Below are 20,658 nucleotides of genomic sequence, written 5' to 3'. Positions count from 1 at the left end.
CCGTGGCGGCCGCGGGCGCGGGCACCACCTGGGGCCTGGGCCGACTGTGGGCACGACTGCCGATCGTCCGCGACCACGCCTGGCTGCGCTGACACACGGTGCGTGTGGGCGGCCTCGGTGGGCTGGGGTGGCCTCCGAGGGGCGCGGGGAGGAGATCCTCTCCCGGACTTGGGTTGATGTGCTCGACTGGTGGCTCGCTCAGGCCGGATACGGGTCATAGCAGTCCAGGACCGGGTGGTAGAGCACCTGCCAGGTGCGGTCCTCGATGACGCCGCTCTGCGGTAGGCCGTGGCAGCCCTGGATCCACGCGATCTTCTTCAGCATGGCGGAGTCGTACACGCCGTCGAGGGGCAGTTTGGGCGGCTGGCCTCCCCACGTGTTGCTCAGGCACTGTGCCTGTTTGACCGCCTCGTCCGTGTCGCCGTATGTGAGCGTGGGGCGATAGGCCGATGACGTGTAGGAACAGTGGTTGGGTGCGGCCAGGGCGGGATGCGGTGCCGCCAGGCACAGTGCGGCGGCTGTGCACAATCCCGCCACCGAGGTGAGCAATCTGCGGTGTCTCATGCCGCTCCTTCCGGTCCAGTCACTTGATGGCCAGGCTCGTGTCGGGGCGCGACCCCCTCAGCATGGCCACATTCAACAACGACCGCGAGCTGTGAACCGCACACTCTCGAGTGCGGGAAATGCCGTCGAGATGCTGCGGCTCATGCCGCGACGGGCTGCGGCTGTGGCGCGGTGAGGCGCCCGCTTCGGGCGAGGGCGGCGACCGTCGCGGTGGCAGCAACCGGCGAGGTGCGCGACACGTATTACGCCATGACGCTGCACGGTGTCATTGTCTGCGCTACCCGGGAACCGAACGGCTCAGGCTGACGTCTCGCACTGGACGGCCAGGTCATCGGCGGGTCGTGGGACGTCCGAGAGGTGGCCGGAGTTTGTTCGTTCTGTTGATGTACGGCGCTTTCCTCGCTGTTCCGCTCTGGGCCGTGGCGATGGTGGTGAAGTTGGTCTCGGTCGTTCTCCCGGGACGGCGGCCGAACTGGGCCAGGGACTTGACGCACTGGTGCGCGGCCATGATGGGGGCAGCGGCCGTGATCGTCTACGTGATCGGGCTTGGCTCGGTCCAGTGGGCCGCCGACGATGCGGAGTCCGGCGCGGGGTCCTCTCCAGCCGAGCCATGCCGGTCCCTCGACGCTGGCACGCTCGACCACCTCGCCGGGCACGAACCGTCCTACTTCCCCCTGGGCTTCGACTGCGTCCTGGATGACGGGAGCGTGGTCGCGGGCAGTGGCGCCTACGCCTGGCTGAACGCTCTGGCAGCCACGTTCGCCCTGGCGGCGGTGATGCCGGTGCTCGGGGTGCAACTTCTGGACGAACTGCGGATGCGGGCGGGGAGGAAGGTGAACCGGGCGCATTCTCCTCAAGGTCGCACCTGACCGCGCCGGCCCTGCCAGGGTGCCGGCAAGGTGCTTCCTGCGCCCCAATAAAGCGGGACCTGGAACCGGGATGCTTGTGGTGGCGGGAGAGCGGCGGGGCAGCAGGATCCCGGCCAGGCCCTCGAAGACCCTCACCGCTGCCGACGTGGTCACGCGCGGCGACATCTTCGACGTCCACTGGTACGACTTGCACCGACTACACAGCAGCCTCGGCTACCGCAGGTGGCCGCCGAACTCAACAGCCGCCCACGCAAGACGCTCGGCTGGGAAACCCCAGACGAGCGTCTGTCTCCGCTGCTCGCGGCTTGATCAACTCACCGCGGCGTCGCATCGACCCTGGAATTCGCCAGGTGCGAGGCCCTTCGGACGGACGTGATGGATCAGCCGCGGTAGGCGTTCCAGCTGTCGCTCATCCGCTGCACCTGACCCGGGGTGAACTGGGTCATGCACGAGTCGTACGTGTAGTCCATGAAGTTGTGGATCGGGTCGAGGCCGGGCTTGTTGGTGCAGGTGTCGCGCCCGGTCGGGCAGGCGTAGGCCGCGCTCGACTCGGCGGGGGTGTCGTCGACGTAGTCGCCCTTGCCGTTGCAGCCGCCTTGGAACGTGTGGTAGAGCCCCATCCAGTGGCCGACCTCGTGCGTGGCGGTGTCGCCCTCGTTGTAGTTGGTGGCCGAACCGCCGGGCAGTGAGGCGTCCAGGATGACGACACCGTCGTCCGAGGGGTTGGACTTGTAGGAGCTGGGGAAGGTCGCCCAGCCCAGCAGGCCGCCGCCGAGGTTGGCGGTGTAGACGTTGAGAGCATTCGCGCCGCCCTTGCGCAGCGACGACTTCATGGCCTTCTCGGCGGAGGAGCCCGGCGAGACGCCGTTGTACCAGGAGCTGTTGTCCGTGTAGTCCGTGCCGGCCAGCGTGTACTGGAAGCCGGAGTCGGTGTTTCCGGTGCCCTGGCCGCTGTAGGCAGCGTTCAGGACGTCCATCTGGCTGTTGATGGCCGACGCGCTGAGCTTGCCGGTCGTCCCGGAGTGCACCACGTGGAAGTACACCGGGATCGTGGCGCCCGTGGCGAGCGCGGGCCCGCTGACCCGGCGGTCCGCGAGTCTCTGTCGCAGGTCTGCTTCCATGGCCTTGGCTCGGGCCGGGGTGAGCTGGTTGGGGTCGTGGGCATGTGTGGTTCCGGAGGGGCGCGCCTCCCGCGCCGTGGCGCCGGCTTTGGCGTCGTCCGCGCATTTCTGGGCGGAAGCAACGGTCACGGACGAGGCGGGCGTCTTGGCGGCGGCGGAGCCGGGGACGGCGGAGAGCGGTGCCAGGGCCAGGGTTCCGGCCAGGGCGGCGGTGCCGATCGCACGGTTACGTATACGCGGCGATATACGGGCAAGAGTGCGCACAGGTTCTCCTAGCGGATGTGTGAGGGAGGGACTTCCTCGCTCGCCGCTCGGGAGATTATGTGTGCATGTCAGCTCTGGGCAGGCTTGATCAAGCCCAATCGACAACTGGTCGAATCGGTAATACGCGGAGAAACGATTCCGTGCGTTCCAGGGTTTGAAGCGTGGACGTAAGTCACGCGTTACTTCAATGGGGGGTGTGTCCCTATTGAGTCACGAGGCACGCCACCCGCTGTAGCGACGTGATGGGCCGGCAACGTACGCCCCGGTGGCCGAGACTGATTGGGACTGTGGCACAGCAAGGGCAGGATCCGTCCGTGCTTCGATGCCGCTGTCGAATCATGCTTTGCGCTGCCCAACGCAGAGATCGGCACACGCCGCTGGCCAGGACTTCTGCGGTCGCGGACGGTCGAGGAGGCGTCAGCTCTGGGGGATACCTCACCTCTGACTCGCTTACGCGGTGGCCTCCGGCTGCGGAGCGATCTCCTCGATCAGGTCCTCGACCAGCTTCTTGATCTTGTCCCGGATCGGGCGCACGGCCTCGACGCCCTGGCCGGCCGGGTCGTCCAGCTTCCAGTCGAGGTACTTCTTGCCGGGGAAGACGGGGCAGGTGTCGCCGCAGCCCATGGTGATGCAGACGTCGGATTCCTTGACCGCGTCGATGGTCAGGATCTTCGGGGTCTCGGCGGAGATGTCGATGCCGACCTCGCGCATGGCCTCGACGGCGGCCGGGTTGACCTGGTCGGCCGGGGCGGAGCCGGCGGAGCGGACCTCGATGCGGTCCCCGGCCAGGTGGCTCAGCCATGCGGCAGCCATCTGGGAGCGGCCGGCGTTGTGGACACAGACGAACAGCACGGACGGCTTGTCGGGCATCAGACGGCTCTCTCGCGTAAGAAACCAGTTGGGACTGATGTCAGCCCCTGATGACATCACGAGCCACTGACGTGAGACTATCAGTGCATGATGACGTCAGTCGACGCTGATCTGATCCGGGTTCTGGCCGACCCGCTCAGGCTTCGAATCGTGACCCTGCTCGCCAAAGAGACGCTCTGCACCACGCACCTGGTCGAGGAGACCGGGGCGAAGCAGACCAACCTCTCCAACCATCTGAAGGTGCTGCGCGAGGCCGGGATCGTCGAGACCGAGCCGTGCGGCCGGTTCACCTACTACAAGATGCGTCCTGATGTGCTCGCGAAGCTTGCTGCACAGCTCACCGATCTGGCGGAGTCCGCTCGTACCGGCGCCGAGAACAAGAGGTCCTGCCCGTGACCCACACCAAGGTGCCCGCGGCTGCCCAGGAGGCCTCGGTCGTCGCGAAGCTGTCGACGCTCGACCGCTTCCTCGCGGTCTGGATCCTGCTCGCCATGGCGGTCGGCCTCGGACTGGGCCGGGCCGTCCCCGGTCTGAACGACGCCCTGGCCAAGGTGGAGATCGGCGGCATCTCGCTGCCGATCGCCATCGGCCTGCTGATCATGATGTATCCGGTCCTGGCCAAGGTCCGTTACGACAAGCTCGACGCCGTCACCGGCGACAAAAAGCTGATGGTCTCCTCGCTGGTCATCAACTGGCTGGTCGGGCCCGCGGTGATGTTCGCCCTGGCATGGATTTTCCTGTCGGACCTTCCCGAATACCGCACCGGCCTGATCATCGTCGGTCTCGCCCGCTGTATCGCCATGGTCATCATCTGGAACGACCTCGCATGCGGCGACCGTGAAGCCGCCGCCGTCCTGGTGGCGCTGAACTCGGTCTTCCAGGTCCTGGCCTTCGGCCTGCTGGGCTGGTTCTACCTCGACCTGCTGCCCGGCTGGCTCGGCCTGGGTGGCGGCCAGCACCTGGACATCTCCATGTGGAAGATCGCCCTGAACGTCGTCATCTTCCTCGGCATCCCGCTGGGAGCCGGGTTCCTCACCCGCCGCATCGGCGAGCAGAAGCTCGGCCGCGAGAAGTACGAGACGGGCTTTCTACCCAAGATCGGCCCGTGGGCGCTTTACGGGCTGCTGTTCACGATCGTCGTCCTCTTCGCCCTGCAGGGGAGGACGATCACCTCCCAGCCGCTGGACGTGGCCCGTATCGCGCTGCCGCTGCTGGTCTACTTCGCGGTGATGTGGTTCGGCGTGTTCGCCCTTGGCAAAGCCATCGGCCTGGCCTACGACCGCACCGCCACGCTGGCCTTCACCGCCGCCGGCAACAACTTCGAACTCGCCATCGCGGTCGCCATAGCCACGTTCGGCGTCACCTCCGGCCAGGCCCTGTCCGGCGTCGTCGGTCCGTTGATCGAGGTGCCCGTCCTGGTCGCCCTCGTCCACGTCTCGCTGGCCTGGCGACGCCAGTTCAGCGCGGCCCGGCAGCTGACCTCGGCCACCCAGGAGGGCTGAAGCTGCTGTCGGCGTCTGCGCCGCAGCCGACCGAGCCCACGCGGAGTGCTGCCCGTTGGCCACCTGTGTCCTCCGGATCTGCTGACACGCAAGTGATGATCGTCGGCGGCGGTCAGGTCGGGCTCGCCGTCGGCTACCACCTACGCCGTCTCGGGCTGGGCTTCGTCATAACGCTACGAACTGTCGATTCGGCGGCCGGTTCAGCCTGTCGACGCTGCCGGCATGTGAGTTCGGTTCAGACGACGGTGGGGCTGCGGCGTTCGACGAGGACGGTGTCGCGCCAGCGGCCGTGGTGGCGGGCGACGCGTTCGCGGGTGCCGATGATCCGGAAGCCTGCCCGTTGGTGCAGGGCGATGCTGGCGGTGTTCTCGGGGAAGACGCTGGACTGGATGGTCCAGATCCCGGCCGCCTCCGTGGAGTCGATCAGTGCCTTGAGGAGCGTTGCGGCCACTCCGCGGCCCCGGGCGTCGGGGTGGATGTAGACGGAGTGTTCGACGACGCCGGCGTAGGCGCGGCGGGCGGAGACCTTGGTGACGGCGACCCAGCCGAGTACCGCCTCACGCTCGTCGAGAGCGACGAAGCGGTGCTCGGCCAGCTTCGCGGCGTCGAACGCCTGCCAGGTCGGGGCCGTCGTCTCGAAGGTGGCGTCTCCCTCGTCGATCCCTGCCTGGTAGATCGCCAGGACCTCGGCGGCGTGCGCGGTGGCCATCGGCGCGATGGTCACATTGTTCGAGCTGGACACGGTCGCGTGCTCTTTCGTTCCCGGTCGTTGTCAGGCCGCGGTCGGCGCGAAGGCCAGCAGCTTGCCCATCGCGGCCAGAACGGAGGGCTCGACCCGGTAGTACACCCAGGTGCCGCGTCGCTCGGAGGTCAGCAGCCCGGCCTCTTTCAGCTTCTTCAGGTGGTGGGAGACGGTCGGCTGGGAGACGCCGACGTCGGAGATGTCGCACACACACGCCTCTCCGCCCTCATGGGAGGCCACGGCGGAGAACAGGCGCAGCCGTACCGGGTCGCCCAGTGCCTTGAACATCCGCGCGGCCGTCTCGGCCTCCTCCGCGGAGAGTGGGCGCTCGCTGAGCGGCGGGCAGCACGGCGCCACCGTATCGGCAGTCTCGGGTTCGACCAGCGGCAGTAGCACCTCGGTGTTCGACATGTATCTATGTTGACATATATCAAAGCACCAAGGCCAGCGGTGAATCGCTCGGTCGCGAGCGAGATGAGTCGCCAGGCGTCATGCAACGCGAGGAGTTGCGGGTTCGATGGATGTCTATGTTGACGTTTATCGAAACGCACGCAATGCTGGCAGCACAACCCATCGACAAATGTCGAAACATGCAAGGAGCCGCCGTGAACGTGCCCGCCACCACCGATCTGCCCGTCGTGGTCATCGGAGCCGGACCCGCCGGTTTGGCTGCCGCCGCCCACTTGGTCGAGCGCGGTATCGAGCCTTTGGTGCTGGAAGCCGGTGACGCCGCCGGTGCGACGGTGCGCGAGTGGGCGCACGTGCGGCTGTTCTCCACTTGGGGTGAGATTGTCGACCCGGCAGCCGAGAAGCTCCTCGCCCCGACCGGCTGGACCAAGCCGGACGCGGCCGGCTACCCGTCCGGCGGCGAGTGGGTCGAGCTCTACCTCCAGCCCCTCGCTGACGTCCTCGGCGAGCGTGTCCGCACCAGCGCCCGGGTGACCGGCGTCTCCCGCGCCGGCCGGGATCGGATCGTCGACGCCGACCGTGAAGCCCAGCCCTTCGTCGTCCACGTCGCCCACGCCGACGGGCGCGAGGAACGCCTCTTCGCCCGCGCCGTGATCGATGCCTCTGGCACATGGACCACCCCCGGCCCCGCGGGCGGCAGCGGCCTGCCCGCCCTCGGGGAGAAGGCGGCGGCCGACCGGATCAGCTACCGCGTCCCCGACTTCAAGGATCCGGCCGTCCGCGTCCGGTACGCGGGCAAGCGCACCGCGGTCATCGGCTCCGGCGCCTCCGGCTTCACCGCGCTCGCCTACCTCGCCGACCTCGCCAAGTCCGACGACGGCACCGGCACAAGGGCGGTCTGGATCCTGCGCCGCGGCATCTCCGGCTCAACCTTCGGCGGTGGCACCGCCGACCAGCTGCCTGCCCGAGGCGCTCTCGGCCTCGCGGCCAAGGCCGCCGTCGATGACGGCTACGCGGACGCGGTCACCGGCTTCCGCGTCGAGGCCATCGAGCGCGACGCCGATGGCCGCCTGGTCCTGGCCGCCGAGGACGGCCGCCACCTGGAGCCGGTCGACGAGGTCATCGTGTTGACCGGCTTCCGCCCCGACCTGTCCTTTCTCTCCGAGATCCGCCTGGGCCTCGACGAGCGCCTCCAGGCCCCCGTCGAGCTCGCCCCGCTGATCGACCCCAACCAGCACTCCTGCGGCACCGTCTACCCGCACGGCCACCGCGAGCTCGCTCACCCCGAACAGGGCATCTACCTGGTCGGCATGAAGTCCTACGGCCGCGCCCCGACCTTCCTGGCGATGACCGGCTACGAGCAGGTCCGCTCTGTCGTCGCCGCGATCGCCGGCGACCTGGAGTCCGCCGACCGCGTCGAACTCACCCTCCCCGAGACCGGAGTGTGTGGCGGCGCAGGACTCTTCGACGCTCCCGAGGTTGGCCAGGCGTCCGGTGGCTGTTGCACACCCACGCCCGCGCTGGTCCAGATCGGCAGCGCCTCGGCTGCAGTACAGGCCGCAGACACGGCACAGTCGGAGGGCGGCGGTTGCTGCGGCTGATGACCGGGGTCACCATCCACGAAGGCGATGGGGTCGCCGCACAGGGGCCTGCGACGGGCAGTGGTTCTCCCCCCGGCGCTCCGGCACCCCAGGGGCCATTTGGACGCCGCACGATGGTGTCGCCCCAGGCCCGGCCACACGCTGGACATGGACGCGCTGCCGTTCAGGACACGGCAGACAGGCTCTGGGAGGACCATGTGACCGCTTCGTCACCCATCCCTGGTGTACCACCCGCCCGATACGACGACCTGCGGGCGCTGGTGATCAACTGCACCCTCAAGCGGTCACCGGAGCGCAGCAACACCCAGGGGCTGATCGACCGCAGCACCACCATCATGGACGCGCAGGGAGTGCAGGTCGATGTGGTGCGGGCCGTGGACCACGACATCGCCACCGGTGTGTGGCCGGACATGACCGAGCACGGTTGGGCGACAGACGCGTGGCCCAGCCTCTACGAGCAGGTACTCGCGGCGGACATCCTGGTGCTGGCCGGCCCGATCTGGCTCGGTGACAACAGCTCCGTGATGAAGCAGGTCATCGAACGCCTCTACGCCTGCTCCAGCCTGCTCAACGAAGCGGGGCAGTACGCCTACTACGGACGGATCGGCGGCTGCCTGATCACGGGCAACGAGGACGGTGTCAAGCACTGTGCCATGAACGTCCTCTACAGCTTGCAGCACCTGGGATACACGATCCCGCCGCAGGCGGACGCCGGGTGGATCGGAGAAGCGGGCCCCGGCCCCTCCTACCTCGACCCAGGCTCCGGCGGTCCGGAGAACGACTTCACCAACCGCAACACCACCTTCATGACCTGGAACCTGCTGCACCTGGCCCGCATGTTGAAGGACCTGGGCGGCATCCCCGCCTACGGCAACCAGCGCACCGCCTGGGACGCAGGCTGCCGCCACGACTACGAAAACCCCGAACACCGTTAAGGGCTGTCCCGCTGCACGCGAGTGAACCAGGCCGGCTGTCACGGCACGGCCCTCGTCGCGACCATCAAGCGCTGGGCCGGACACGGAGAGCTCGCCCAGGTGGACGGTGTAATTCCGTATTTAGCAGCGGGAGTTGGGGTCGGAGCGGTCGATGTTGATCAGTTTCAATCGTGCCTAGTCAGTTCCCGCATCACAGGGTTAAGCTCCATCCTGATCACTCGCGATCTACTGTGATCAGGTCTGACAACTTCGTGCTGCAGCCGACCACTTACCCGTGGTCGGCTGTGGTGCGCCTGCCCCCTGGGAGGCGATGCGATGAAAGACATGGACTCGGTGTTCGTCGAGACCGACGAAGTGAGGCAAGACCTCCCAGAGCGGTCGTCGTATTGCGAGCCGGACCACTTGCAGAAGCTGGCCCGTCGGCTCGAGGGCTCCCGTCACCTCCGGGCGCAGCCCGTGGTCCAGGCGTTCCTCGAGGACATCCGTTCCTTCACCCCCGGCAGTCGGCTCCAGGCCACCAAGGAGCACATCAACACCCGCCGGGACAACCACATCTTTTCGCTGTTCAACGCCTCGTACTTCCCGCGGCTCTCGCTGGACTACCTCACCTATGAGACGCTGCCGACCGACCCGCACCTCGCCGAGCGGTATGCGAGCAACACGATGCCGGTCAACATCACCGGCCGGTCCGCCGGGTTCGGATCCCGCGTCGTCGTGGCACTCTTCCCGGAGAATCACATCGACGGCGTCCAGGAGCCGGACGACCTGATCTTCTACTTCATCGACAAGTTCGTCGAGCGGCACCAGCGGGTCACCCAGAAGATGATCGACGCGGTGATGGCCCCGGGCAGCTTCCCCCTCATTCAGAACGCGACGCCTCAGCAGGTCGAGCAGGCGTCGTCCTGGTGGGTGCGGTTGCACGAATACCATCACCGGCAGGGCGACATGCCGATACCCGACTTCCTCCCGGCCAAGAAGGCCAAGCCGTTGGCCGGTCTTGAGGAGCTGCGGGTCGACGTCTCCGGCATGCTGGTACTGCTCACGGACGACAAGCTTCCGCAGGAAGAGGCGCGCCGCGCCTACGAGTTCGTGTTGTCCGAGCGGCTGTTGCGTTACGCGGTCGAGGGTATTCCGCGGCCCAATTACGACGCGGTGGCCTCACAGTTGCTCTTCAACTATCTGGCCCGGCACGACGGCATCCGGATCGAGTCGGGACTGATCCACCTGGGTCGCCGGATTCACGAGATCCTGGCCGCTTTCCTCGCCGAGATTCAGGACATCGAGCGCAGGATCCATGAGGAGCCAGTGGAATCTGTTCAGAAGCGGCTTCTCGAATTCACCAATCTGTACACGGACTACGATCCGGTGGCCCGCGATTACCGCCACATCCCTTATTTCGCCGAGGTCAAGGCGAAGCTGGGCGTTTAGTACACCACCCCCCGTACTTTTCCTGGAGTGATCGTGACTGTCGTAGAGCTTTCCAGTGCTGCCCGGAAAGAGCTTGACGAGCGCGTGGAGTCGGAGATCGACAAAGCGCTGCTGCGGCGCGCGGACAACCCGTTCTTCGGTACCGCGCGGAACGTCGAGTCGGTGACCCCGCAGGCCGGGCTCACCATCGCGGTGTGGTGGCGGGCGATGACCAAGAGCTTCATGTTCACCACCCTCGCGGGCCTGGGAGTCACCGCGCGTGCCTTCTCGGCCCAGGACGCGCCCACGCGTGACCTGCTCAGTGCCTTCCAGACCGTGTACCGGGTGATCGGTGACGACCTGGACAACGCGGCCCCCGAATTCCGCGAGGTGGCTCCGAGCGGCCCGGCCGGCATCCACTACGTCTGGTGGGAGGACACCATCCTCAACCCGCTGAAGGAGCACGTCGACGAGGACGGGCAGCGGGAAGCGCAGGTCATACCGCCGGCCATTCGTGAGTTGCTGGACGATATGGACCGGCTGGCCACCGAGCCGCTGGGTGCTGCGGTGCAGCTGCGGGTGGTGGAGACCATCGCGCTGGACATCGCGGTGGGATTCCGGCGGATGTACGCCAAGGTGCTGGCGAACGGCGAAAAGGTCTTCACCGCGAACGAGCAGTTCGCCTGGATCGACTCCCACATCAAGGCGGAGACCAGCCACGCGGCCCAGGTCAGCGATGACGAGACCGGTATGACCACCCTGGTCGTGACCGAAGCGGAGGCGGCCGAGTTCGAGAACCTGGTCGCGGAGTACTCCCAGCACTGGTCCGCCGCGCTCAACTGCTTCGCGGAGTGCCTGGCCGGCGCCGAGCCGACGGGCGTCTGAGCGGAAGCATGGAGATCCGGGATCTCTACGGTCTGAGGGTTGCCCTGATCGGGCCGGACGAGCTGGCCGACGAGCCGTGGACTCGGGCGCCGGAGCACATCGACGTGGTCCGGATGCCCCAGCCCCCGGCCGTCTGCTGGGCCCATCTCGCCGCCCGGGGGTTCGTCCGCAAACCCACCACGGTGACCTGGGCGGCCGAACTCGGGTCGGACGAAGCGGAGTTCATGGCACGGCTGGAACGCAGGGGTCGCAAGGACATCCACAGGGCCCGGCGGCGGGCGGAGGCGGCCCGTCTGCGCCAGGTGACCGAGGAGCCGGTGTCCGAGTACACACTCGACGCTTTTCTGAAGCTGTACGAGGAACGGGTCGGCGACATGCCGTTCGGCGTCCCCTTCGCCCTCCAGTACCGGGACGTCGTCCTGCACGGGCCGGACAAGTTCTTCGGTGTGTTCGCCTTCGAACGGGACGAGCTGGTCGGAGGCACCCTCGTGCTGGAGTGTCCCGCCGCCGACACTGCCGTGCTGCGCTTCTCGGCCGTCAGCGCGGAATGGCGCAAGGTCAGCCTGGCCCGCGCCCTGTACCCAGCGGCGATGGACATCGCGCGTGCCAAGGGGTACACGCGTGCGACGCTGGGGAACGAGCCCAATCTGCTCGGACATCTCACCCGGCCGGGGCTGCTGGTCTTCAAGACCGACCTGGGGTTCCGGGCCGTCCCCTCGCAGGACTTCGCCGACCCGCAGGGCACCGACGAGGCGGATCTCGTCCTGAGCCTGGCCGCCTTGAACGACCCGACACTGATCCTGGGCTACGCCGACCAGACCGACCCGGCGGAGCGCCGTCTCGCGGGGCACCTCATCTGCGAGGCGCCGGTGGACGCAGCGGTGTACGCGGCGCCGTTCCTCACCTCGATGCATCAGCAGCGCCCGGGGAGCCGGGCCGGTCACCCGAGGTGACCGGCAACGCCGGACGGTGCGTGGTTTCCGTCCTGAAACGCCGGACGGGCCGCGGGCCGACACATTGTCGGCCGGGCCCGGTCCGGCGTACGGGAGACGGCCTACTCCGCCGTGCGTGCCTCGACCCAGTCGAAGACTCCACCGAGTACCTGCCGGTGCTGCTCCTTCCCCATCAGGCCGAGGAAGCCGGGGACGGGGTTCACCTCGAGGACCAGGTAACCGCCGTCATGCGGAAGGATGTCGAGACCGGCGAGGGTCAGGCCCATGGCACGGGTGGCGCGCAGGGAGAGTTCGACCAGCTCGTCCGGTGCGTCGAGCCGCTCGAAACTCGACCCCTCCATGGTCTTGCAGCGCCAGGAGCCGGCGGCCGGGAGCTTGAGGGTGTTCAGAGGCGTTGCGGTTCCCGCCACGGTGATGCGGTACTCGCCGCCCGCGGTCGAGTAGTAGGGCTGGCAGACCAGGGTGGGGTACCGGGACAGCAGGTCCTCCGCGACCGCCTTGTCCGCCGCGAGGTCGGCTATCCGCTCCACATCCTGGGCGCGGTAACCGAAGGACGGCTTCAGGACGAGGGGCCCCCACTCCTCGTACGCGGCCTCGACATCGGCAAGGGTGACGGCCGACCGGATGGGCGGTACGGGGATTCCGGCCGCGGCCAGCCGCTGGGCCATCAGGAACTTGCTGTACCCGGTCGACCAGGCGTCCGCGGGGTCGAAGAGCCGCAGGCCGGAGACGTTGCTCAGCATGCTCAGCCGCTCAACGCGGTCCTGCCAGTCGTCGCCGTAGAGCTTGGAGCGGTTGATGACCGCGTCGAAGGATGCCGCCGGCTCGCCGCCGAGGCTCATCTCGATGCCATTCGTGCCTGAGCGATAGGTGATTTCTTCAAGGGTGAAGAAACTCATCTCATGCCCGCGCTCGCGCCCGAATTCCGTCAGGGCCGGGCCGTCGGGGTCAATGCCGGAGTAGTCCCAGCCCAGCAAGCCAATCTTCACACTGCCCCCAAGGACGCGGATACATGCCGCACAGAGATCAGAATTTTGATGAAGCCTCGCCGGGAGCATCGCGGCTGTCAAGTGTCATGCCGACTGGGGAACCTTGAGGAGAACTTGTCGATGATGGGGCAGTCTGTCGGATTTCATGCGGCATTAAATCGTGCAGGGTCGAATAACCGAACCGGAATTCCGAGTTCAGGCCTACCGTGGCCACGACATCATCATCTAGGCTCGGCAGCCAGATTCGCTCTCGAGTGCGAAGGGTGTTGTCGTGGGGATGTGGGAGACGCTGGTCCGGCCGGAGCCCGAACAGGCCGATCACTATCGGGCCCAAGGTTGGTGGCGGGAGACGACTTTCCTCGACGATCTCGCCGAATCCGCCCGCACCAAAGGTGGTCATCCGGCGCTCATCGCCTACGAGGGGCGGGGGCCGGCTCGAACCGTCTCCTACACCGAACTCCTGAAGTATGTCGAACGGTTCGCCGCCGCGCTCGCCGAACTGGGCGTCACTCGAGGCGATGTGGTGGCTCTCTACCTGCCGAACCGCTGGGTGCTCACCCCGCTCTACCTCGCCTGCCACCGCCTCGGCGCCGTCGCCTCGCCCGTCATACCCGTGCTCGACGTCCGTGAACTGGCCTTCGTGCTGCAGGAGAGCAAGGCGAAGGTCTGCGTGACCGTCGACCGCTTCAACGACGCCGACTACGGTGCCCGTCTGGCCGACGCGGCACCGGACTCCCTCGCCCACCGTGTGGTGATCGGCGATGCGGCGGCCACCGGTGCGGTCGACTTCGACGAGTTCTTCGTGCATACACCCTGGGAGGAGCGCCGACAGGTCGACCCGGCGGACCGGCTCGGCCCGGACGACCCGTCACTGCTGCTCTACACCTCCGGTACGACCGGCCGGATGAAGGGTGTCGTGCACACCCAGAACACGCTGCACGCGGCGGTGCTCGCGGTCAGCGTGCCGCACGGGGTCACCGGCGACGACGTCATCTCCATACCGAACTACACGACCCACATGGCGGGCCTGACCTACGCCTGCTACATGCCGCTGCTGCTGGGCGCGACCTGCATCCTGCAGGAGGCCAACCGGGACATGGAGCTGTTCCTCGACATCATCGCCGAGCACCGCGTCACCTGGGCGTACGCCTCACCCGTCTATCTCGTGGACATGCTCGCCGTACAGGCGAAGGAGCCGCGCGACACCTCCAGCGTGGTGCAGATCGTGTCCGGCTCCGCGCCGATCCAACCGCAGCTCATCGCACAGATGCGAGAGGTCTTCGACATCCCGGTGCGAGCCCTGTGGGGGATGACCGAGAACGGCGCGGTCACCGTCACCAGGCCGGACGACCCGGAAGGCTGGGCCGGCAACAGCGACGGTCGCGCGGAACCGTCGATGGGGATCCGCGTCGACGCCAAGCCGGGCGAGGTGGGACGGCTGCTGGTGCGTGGAGCCTCCCAGTGCCTCGGCTATCTCGGCCAGCGTGATGTCTATCTGGCCTGCCTGGACGAGGACGGCTGGTTCGACACCGGCGACCTGGCCCGGGAGGACGGCCGCGGCGGCATCCGGATCACCGGCCGACGGGCGGACCAGATCGCCCGGGCCAGCGGCCAGAAGATCTCCACGCTCGAGGTCGAATCAGTTCTGACCCGGCACCCCGGCATCAAGGACGTGGCGCTGATCGGCTACCCCGATCCCGCCGTCGTCGGCGCGGAGCTCGTCTGCGCCGTGGTGGTGCCGGAAGGGGAGCCGATCACCCTCGAGGCGCTGCACGCCCATCTGGCCGAGGAACGGATGGCCCAGGTGCTGTGGCCCGACCGGGTCCAGTTCGTATGGGAACTTCCCAAGAACTCCCTGGGCAAGGTGCTGCGGCAGCCGCTGCGCGAGCGTCTTGAGATCGAATACGCCGCACGCCGGTGACGGCGTCGAGCCAGTCCGCTGTCGGCACCCCGGAACGCCGGGAGGGCGGTCAGCGGCGAACCGTCGCACTCGCGGTCATCTCCGCGGCCCAGTTGATGTTTCTGCTCGACGCCACCATCGTCAATGTCGTGCTGCCCAGCATTCAGCACTCGCTGCGGCTGAGCGGCTCGCACCTGGAGTGGGTCGTCGCCTCGTACTCGATCGCCTTCGGCGGCCTGCTGATGCTGGGCGGCCGGGCCGGCGACATCCTCGGCAGGCGGCGGATGTTCACCGCCGGAGTGGCGCTGTTCACCGCCGCCTCGCTGCTGGGCGGGTTCGCCGCGGAGCCCTGGCTGCTCACCGTGTGCCGCATCCTGCAAGGCATGGGCGCCGCCGCGGCCTCACCGGCCGCTCTGTCACTCATCGCGGTGACCTTCCCCGAGGGCCCGGAACGCAACCGGGCAGTGGGCTGGTACACGGCGACGGCCACAGCGGGCGGCGGCGTGGGCATCCTGGCGGGCGGACTGATCGCCGCCTATCTGTCCTGGCGCTGGGTGTTCTTCGTGAACGTCCCGATCGGGCTGGCGGTCATCGCGGCCACCCGGCAGGTGATACCCGAAACGCCCCGGCGGCGTGGCGCGTTCGACGCGGCCGGGGCACTCACCGGCACACTGGCCGCGCTGCTCCTGGTGTACGGACTGATCGACGGCGCGCAGGGCGGCGGCAACTGGTCCTCCTGGCGTGTGCTCGCCGCACTCGGTGCCGCAGCCGTTCTGACGCCGGCGTTCGTGATGGTCGAGCGGCGCAGCCGGCAGCCTCTGGTGCCGCTGCGGCTGTTCGCCGACCGCACCCGCGTCGGTGTCTACGCCGTACTCGCGCTCACCGGCACCGCCATGTTCGGCATTTTCTTCTTCCTCACGCTCTTCCTGCAGCAGGTCTGGCACTACAGCGCGCTGCACACCGCCCTCGTCTACATTCCGCTGACCTGCCTGCTGGTCCTGGGGGCGAAGACCAGCTCCTGGCTCTTCGCACGGTTCGGTGCCCGGACCCTGGTCTGCTGCGGTCTGCTGACCTCGGCGGCCGGGATGCTGTGGCTCTCCCGGATCGGTGACTCGGCCGGCTACGCGAGCGGGATGCTCGTGCCGACCGTGCTCACGTATGCCGGACTCGGCGTCACCGGCGTGCCGTTGACGCTTTCGGCCCTCGCGAAGGTCGCCGACGAGGACTCCGGTGCCGCCTCCGGACTGTTCAGCATGGCCCGCCAGATAGGCGGCGCGACAGGGCTCGCGGTACTCGGCACGGTCGTCTGGTCGGCGGTCGCCTCGGCCGCCCCCGGCACCCCTGCCGGGGAGGCCCTGTCCACCGGCGCGTCCCGCGGGTTCGTGGTGGCCGCCGCGATCACCGCGCTCGCGCTGCTGGTGGCGCTCGTCACCGTGCCCGGGAAGGAACGGATGGCCACATGAGCGACTTCCTCGTCATCGGGGGCGGCATCGCCGGTGCCGCGGCCGGCTACTTCCTCGGCCTGCGCGGCACGGTGACACTGCTGGAGGCCGAGCGGACACCGGGCCTGCACTCGACCGGACGCTCCGCGGCCCTGTTCTCCGAGTACTACGGAAACGACTGCGTCCGATCCCTGACGCGTACCTCACGCGCCTTCTACGAGACCCCGCCGCCAGGATTCGCGGCCGCCCCGCTGCTCACCCCGCGCGGGGTGCTCGCACTCGAAACCCCCGGAACGGCCGAGCAGTTCGAGGCCGCGAAGGAAGCGGGAGCGAGCGCCCCCCAGCCCGTCGTCGAGCTGGACCGAGCCCAGACACTGCGCCTGTGCCCGGTGCTGTGGCCCGGCACCTTCGGCCGTGTCCTGCACAGACCCGGAGCCTGCGACATCGATGTGGACGCGGCCCACCAGGGCTTTCTGCGCGGGCTGCGTTCCTCGGGCGGCACCGTGGTCACCGACGCCCGGGTCCGCGGACTGAACCGGCGGCACGGCCGCTGGTACGCGGACACCACGGCGGGGGAGTTCAGCGCACCCGTCGTGGTGAACGCCGCCGGAGCCTGGGCGGACGAGATCGCCCGGCTGGCCGACGTCCGCCCAGCCGGACTGGTGCCCCGCCGCCGTACCGCGGCGATCGCCAAACTCCCACCCGGAGTCGATGCCACCGCCTGGCCCATGGTCTGCGATGTGGCGGACACCTTCTACGCCAAGCCGGAGCCGGGCGGTCTGCTGCTCTCCCCGGTGGACGCCGAGCCCGCCCCGCCGGGGGACGTACGGCCTGACGACCTCGGTGTCGCTTTGGCGGTCGAGCGCCTGGAAGCGGTGACCACCCTGCGCATCCGGCACATCAGCCATGCCTGGGCGGGGCTGCGCACCGCGTCCGCCGACGACACGCCCGTCGTCGGACCGGACCCGGCCGAGCCCGGTTTCTGCTGGCTCGCCGGCCTCAGCGGATACGGCATCCAGACCGCCCCGGCGGCAGGAGCGCTGCTCGCGGCGCTCGCCGTGGAGGAAGCACCGCCGCCCGAGCTCACCTCCGTAGTCCTGGGCGCCACCCCAGCCCGGGACTACGGACAGCCTCTCCAGTGACCCCGCCCCTCACCAGCAGAGAGTCCAGAAGATATGTCGGAAGCGATCTGGCAGTTCGCCGGCAGCGCCGTCGATCACGGTCCGTACCGGCCAGTGGCCGCTCTCATCGAGGACCAGACCGATCGAACCCCCCATCGCCCGGCCATCGTCCACCGGTCGGCGACGGAGACGATCCTGACCTATGCGGAGTTCGACGCCCTGGCCAACGGGCTTGCCGCGGAGCTGACGGCGGCCGGGCTGGGCGCCGGCGACATGGTGCCCGTCGTGATCGGCAACTGTGAGGAACTGCCGCTGTGCATGGTGGCGTTGATGAAGATCGGCGCGGTGTTCACCCTCTGTGACCCGGCCTGGCCCGAGGAACGGCTGCGCGCGGTCCTGGAAGTACTGTCCCCCAAGCTGGTGCTGACCTCGGGTAGCGCCGTGCGTACCGAACTGCCGGTTCGTGTCGTGTCGGTGAGGGACATCACGCCGAGCACACACCGCCCCGGCCTGCTGCCGGGCCCCGACCAGCCCGTCTACGGTGTCTTCACCTCGGGCACGACCGGCACCCCCAAATGCGCCGTCAATCTGCACGGTGGGCTGACCAACCGGTTCCGCTTCATGTCCCGGCACTTCCGGGCCAACGGCGAAGAGGTGGTGTTGCAGAACAGCCGGCACACCTTCGACTCGGCCATCTGGCAATTGCTGTGGCCGCTGACCACCGGTGGCTGCACGGTCATTCCCGAGCCGGGCGAGTTTCTCGACCTGGAGCGGACCGTCGAGACCATCGACCGGTACCGGGTGACGGTCACCGACTTCGTCCCGGCGATCCTCGGCATGCTCGTCACCCTGCTCGAGGCCGTCCCGGAATCCGTGGCCAAGGTCGCCTCGCTGCGGCATCTGGTGGTGGGCGGCGAAGAGATCATCCCCCATGCCGTGCACCGGCTGCGGGCCCTGGTCCCCGGCCTCGAGATCTCCAACGGATACGGTCCCTCCGAAGCCTCGATCGGCATGGTCTTCCATCGGATCGAGGGCAGCGAGGGCGACCGCATCCCGCTCGGACGGCCGATCGACAACTGCTACGCCGTCGTCACCGACGAGGAACTGCGCCCGCTCCCGCCCGGCAGCAGCGGTGAGATCCTGATCGGCGGCGCCTGCATCGGGGCCGGATACCTGGGCGATCCGGAGCTCACGGCGGAGGCCTTCGTTCCCAACCCGTTCCCGGCCGTCCCGGGCGAGCGCCTGTACCGCACAGGTGACCTCGGCTGGTACGACGAAGAAGGCCTGCTGCGCTTCATAGGACGCCGTGACCGGCAGACCAAGGTGGACGGCGTCCGTATCGAACTCGCCGAGATCGAGACCACCGCCGAGGGCTGCCCCGGTGTCGTCCAGGCGAAGGCGCTGACCGTGCGCCGGGCGGGACGCAACCGGCTGGTGGTCGCCGCGGCGGCGGAGGAGACGACTCCGGTCGTGCTCCGGGCCCATCTGGCCGCCCGACTGCCCCGGGTCCAGGTGCCGCAGCACTGCTTCGTACTGCAGTCCCTGCCACTCACCGATAACGGCAAGGTCGACCTCGGCACGCTGCGCGGCCTCGTCGAGGAGAAGCTCGAATCCGAGACCAGACCCGCGGCACACCACGCGCTCGAGGAGCGCATCGCGCAGGTGCTGTGCGGTGTGCTCGGCCTGCCGCACTTCGGCGTCCACGACGACTTCCTCGCCCAGGGCGGCGACTCGCTGTCCGCGCTCAGCGCCGCCATCCGTATCCGGGACGAACTCGGCGTGCAGTCGGGCATCTCCGACCTGTACCGGCACCGCACCCCTGCCGCGCTGGCCGCGGCGCTGTCCGGAAGCGCCCCGGAGGCCGGTCAGGAGACGGACATCGTGGCGCTGATGGAACGGGACGCCGCACTCGACGCGGGGCTGGCGGAGCTCGCCAGGGCGGCAGCAGGCCGGACCACCACGGCGCCGCCGGGCACCGTCCTGGTCACCGGTGGTGCCGGTTTCGTCGGCGCACGGACCGTGCACCGGCTCCTCGCCGCGACCGAAGCACGAGTGATCTGTCTGGTACGGGGACGCGACGACACACATGCCCGGGACCGGGTCGTACACACCCTGCGGGCCCAGGGGCTGTGGGACGAGTCGCTCGCCGGACGTCTCGAGGTGTACCGCGGCGACCTCGGTGAACCGCTGTTCGGCTGGACGCGGGAAACCTGGGACCGCCTGACGGTGGACTGCGACGCCGTCCTGAACATCGCGGCGTTGGTCAACTTCCTGCTCGACTACCGGGCACACCGCCCGGCCAATGTGCGCGGCACGGCGGAGGTGCTCCGCTTCGCGCTGACCGGACGACCGAAACCCCTCCACCACGTCTCCACCCTCGGAGTCCTCGACCACCACGCCGTCCGGTCGGACCGGCCCCTGGGTGAGGACTTCGACGTGTCGGACGCGCCGGCTCCCACGAGCGGCTACAGCAGGTCCAAATGGGTGGCCGAGCGGATGCTGCTGGAGGCCCGGCAGCTCGGTGCCTGCGTCACCGTCTACCGGCTGGGCGAGGTGATGCCCGCCGCCGACAACGGCGTACCCAACCGGAAGGCGCTGACCCATCTGCTGCTCTCGGCCTTCCACCGGCTGCAGATGCGACCCTCCGTGCCCATGTACTCCGACTACACACCCGTCGACTTCGCCGCGGAACGACTGGTCTGCGGACTGCTGGAGCCGGATGCCACGGCGGTTCACCACATATTCCGCGCGGGCAGCGTCGACTTCACCGCGACCGGCCTCGCCGGCGCAGGCCCGGCGGACACGTTCCGGTCCGTTTCGCCGGCCGAGTTCATGGCCGCGCTGAGCGCGGTGGCGGACCGCGAACAGGACTCGGCCGTGGCCGTGCTGCACGCGCTGCTCACGGCGCTGCCCGTCACCGGTACCGACGGCCTGCCGGAGTTCGGCCGGCTGCTCGCCGACAACCCCGCCCTGTTCACCCGTGATTCCTGTGCCGCACTCGAGGCGCGGCACGGTCTGACCGAGCGGCCGCTGGCAGCAGCGATCGCCGCGTACCACAGCACACTCATCGCCTGAGCGCAGGGAA

The 20,658-nt window shown here is 68.5% G+C and carries 18 protein-coding genes; 12 read left to right on the top strand and 6 right to left on the bottom strand.

Going from position 1 to position 20,658, the window contains the following annotated elements; translation table 11 throughout:
• Positions 1-198: 198 nt before the first annotated feature.
• Positions 199-564 (bottom strand): peptidoglycan-binding domain-containing protein, encoded by a 366-nt coding sequence (locus tag ACWDEX_RS23735; RefSeq protein WP_450465846.1) that lies wholly within the window; start codon positions 562-564, stop codon positions 199-201.
• 368 nt (positions 565-932) lie between these two features.
• On the opposite strand from ACWDEX_RS23735, the gene ACWDEX_RS23730 reads away from it, so the two are divergent.
• Positions 933-1,433 (top strand): hypothetical protein, encoded by a 501-nt coding sequence (locus ACWDEX_RS23730; RefSeq protein WP_450465844.1) that lies wholly within the window; start codon positions 933-935, stop codon positions 1,431-1,433.
• 380 nt (positions 1,434-1,813) lie between these two features.
• Here the strand turns inward: ACWDEX_RS23730 and ACWDEX_RS23725 are convergent, their stop codons facing one another.
• Both ACWDEX_RS23725 and ACWDEX_RS23720 read right to left on the bottom strand, forming a co-directional pair.
• Positions 1,814-2,818 (bottom strand): zinc metalloprotease, encoded by a 1,005-nt coding sequence (locus ACWDEX_RS23725; protein ID WP_450465843.1) that lies wholly within the window; start codon positions 2,816-2,818, stop codon positions 1,814-1,816.
• Positions 2,819-3,268: 450 nt separating this feature from the next.
• Complete coding sequence (locus ACWDEX_RS23720; RefSeq protein ID WP_450465842.1) at positions 3,269-3,688, bottom strand: arsenate reductase ArsC; 420 nt, start codon at positions 3,686-3,688, stop codon at positions 3,269-3,271.
• Between the two features lie 87 nt (positions 3,689-3,775).
• On the opposite strand from ACWDEX_RS23720, the gene ACWDEX_RS23715 reads away from it, so the two are divergent.
• Positions 3,776-4,084 (top strand): ArsR/SmtB family transcription factor, encoded by a 309-nt coding sequence (locus ACWDEX_RS23715; protein WP_450465841.1) that lies wholly within the window; start codon positions 3,776-3,778, stop codon positions 4,082-4,084.
• Positions 4,081-5,190 (top strand): ACR3 family arsenite efflux transporter, encoded by a 1,110-nt coding sequence (gene arsB, locus ACWDEX_RS23710; protein ID WP_450465840.1) that lies wholly within the window; start codon positions 4,081-4,083, stop codon positions 5,188-5,190. The genes ACWDEX_RS23715 and arsB overlap by 4 nt, the downstream gene beginning before the upstream one ends.
• A 235-nt stretch (positions 5,191-5,425) precedes the next feature.
• On the opposite strand, the gene ACWDEX_RS23705 is transcribed toward arsB, so the two are convergent.
• Together ACWDEX_RS23705 and ACWDEX_RS23700 are read right to left on the bottom strand one after the other, a co-directional pair.
• Positions 5,426-5,899: an N-acetyltransferase family protein gene (locus ACWDEX_RS23705; RefSeq protein ID WP_450465854.1), complete on the bottom strand. Its 474-nt coding sequence runs from the start codon at positions 5,897-5,899 to the stop codon at positions 5,426-5,428.
• A 63-nt stretch (positions 5,900-5,962) separates the two neighbouring features.
• Positions 5,963-6,343: an ArsR/SmtB family transcription factor gene (locus ACWDEX_RS23700; protein WP_450465839.1), complete on the bottom strand. Its 381-nt coding sequence runs from the start codon at positions 6,341-6,343 to the stop codon at positions 5,963-5,965.
• 194 nt (positions 6,344-6,537) lie between these two features.
• Between ACWDEX_RS23700 and ACWDEX_RS23695 the strand changes: the two genes are divergently transcribed.
• The 5 genes from ACWDEX_RS23695 to ACWDEX_RS23675 all read left to right on the top strand — a co-directional run bounded on the left by ACWDEX_RS23695 (position 6,538) and on the right by ACWDEX_RS23675 (position 12,121).
• Positions 6,538-7,941: an FAD-dependent oxidoreductase gene (locus tag ACWDEX_RS23695; protein ID WP_450465838.1), complete on the top strand. Its 1,404-nt coding sequence runs from the start codon at positions 6,538-6,540 to the stop codon at positions 7,939-7,941.
• A gap of 197 nt (positions 7,942-8,138) precedes the next feature.
• Complete coding sequence (locus ACWDEX_RS23690) at positions 8,139-8,876, top strand: flavodoxin family protein (protein WP_450465837.1); 738 nt, start codon at positions 8,139-8,141, stop codon at positions 8,874-8,876.
• Between the two features lie 315 nt (positions 8,877-9,191).
• Positions 9,192-10,304, top strand: coding sequence for a DUF6421 family protein (locus ACWDEX_RS23685; RefSeq protein WP_450465836.1), 1,113 nt, complete (start codon positions 9,192-9,194; stop codon positions 10,302-10,304).
• Positions 10,305-10,337: 33 nt separating this feature from the next.
• A complete protein-coding gene (locus ACWDEX_RS23680) occupies positions 10,338-11,168 on the top strand; it encodes a DUF6202 family protein (RefSeq protein WP_450465835.1) in 831 nt (276 codons plus the stop codon).
• An 8-nt stretch (positions 11,169-11,176) separates the two neighbouring features.
• A complete protein-coding gene (locus ACWDEX_RS23675; protein WP_450465834.1) occupies positions 11,177-12,121 on the top strand; it encodes a GNAT family N-acetyltransferase in 945 nt (314 codons plus the stop codon).
• Positions 12,122-12,222: 101 nt separating this feature from the next.
• Here the strand turns inward: ACWDEX_RS23675 and ACWDEX_RS23670 are convergent, their stop codons facing one another.
• Entirely contained in the window at positions 12,223-13,110 is an 888-nt protein-coding gene (locus ACWDEX_RS23670) for an ATP-grasp domain-containing protein (protein WP_450465833.1), read from the bottom strand.
• 277 nt (positions 13,111-13,387) lie between these two features.
• On the opposite strand from ACWDEX_RS23670, the gene ACWDEX_RS23665 reads away from it, so the two are divergent.
• Genes ACWDEX_RS23665 through ACWDEX_RS23650 form a run of 4 tightly spaced genes read left to right on the top strand, consistent with a single transcriptional unit; the run spans position 13,388 to position 20,648 of the window.
• Positions 13,388-15,031, top strand: coding sequence for an AMP-binding protein (locus ACWDEX_RS23665; protein WP_450465852.1), 1,644 nt, complete (start codon positions 13,388-13,390; stop codon positions 15,029-15,031).
• A complete protein-coding gene (locus tag ACWDEX_RS23660; protein ID WP_450465832.1) occupies positions 15,028-16,473 on the top strand; it encodes an MFS transporter in 1,446 nt (481 codons plus the stop codon). Before ACWDEX_RS23665 ends, ACWDEX_RS23660 begins: the two co-directional genes overlap by 4 nt.
• A complete protein-coding gene (locus ACWDEX_RS23655; protein WP_450465831.1) occupies positions 16,470-17,594 on the top strand; it encodes an NAD(P)/FAD-dependent oxidoreductase in 1,125 nt (374 codons plus the stop codon). The genes ACWDEX_RS23660 and ACWDEX_RS23655 overlap by 4 nt, the downstream gene beginning before the upstream one ends.
• Positions 17,595-17,627: 33 nt before the next feature.
• Entirely contained in the window at positions 17,628-20,648 is a 3,021-nt protein-coding gene (locus ACWDEX_RS23650) for a non-ribosomal peptide synthetase (RefSeq protein ID WP_450465830.1), read from the top strand.
• The last annotated feature ends 10 nt before the right edge of the window (positions 20,649-20,658 follow it).

This window comes from Streptomyces sp. NPDC001020 (assembly GCF_053599115.1).
The sequence above is the reverse complement of the archived record's forward strand: the minus strand, read 5'-3'. Positions and strand labels throughout refer to the sequence as shown.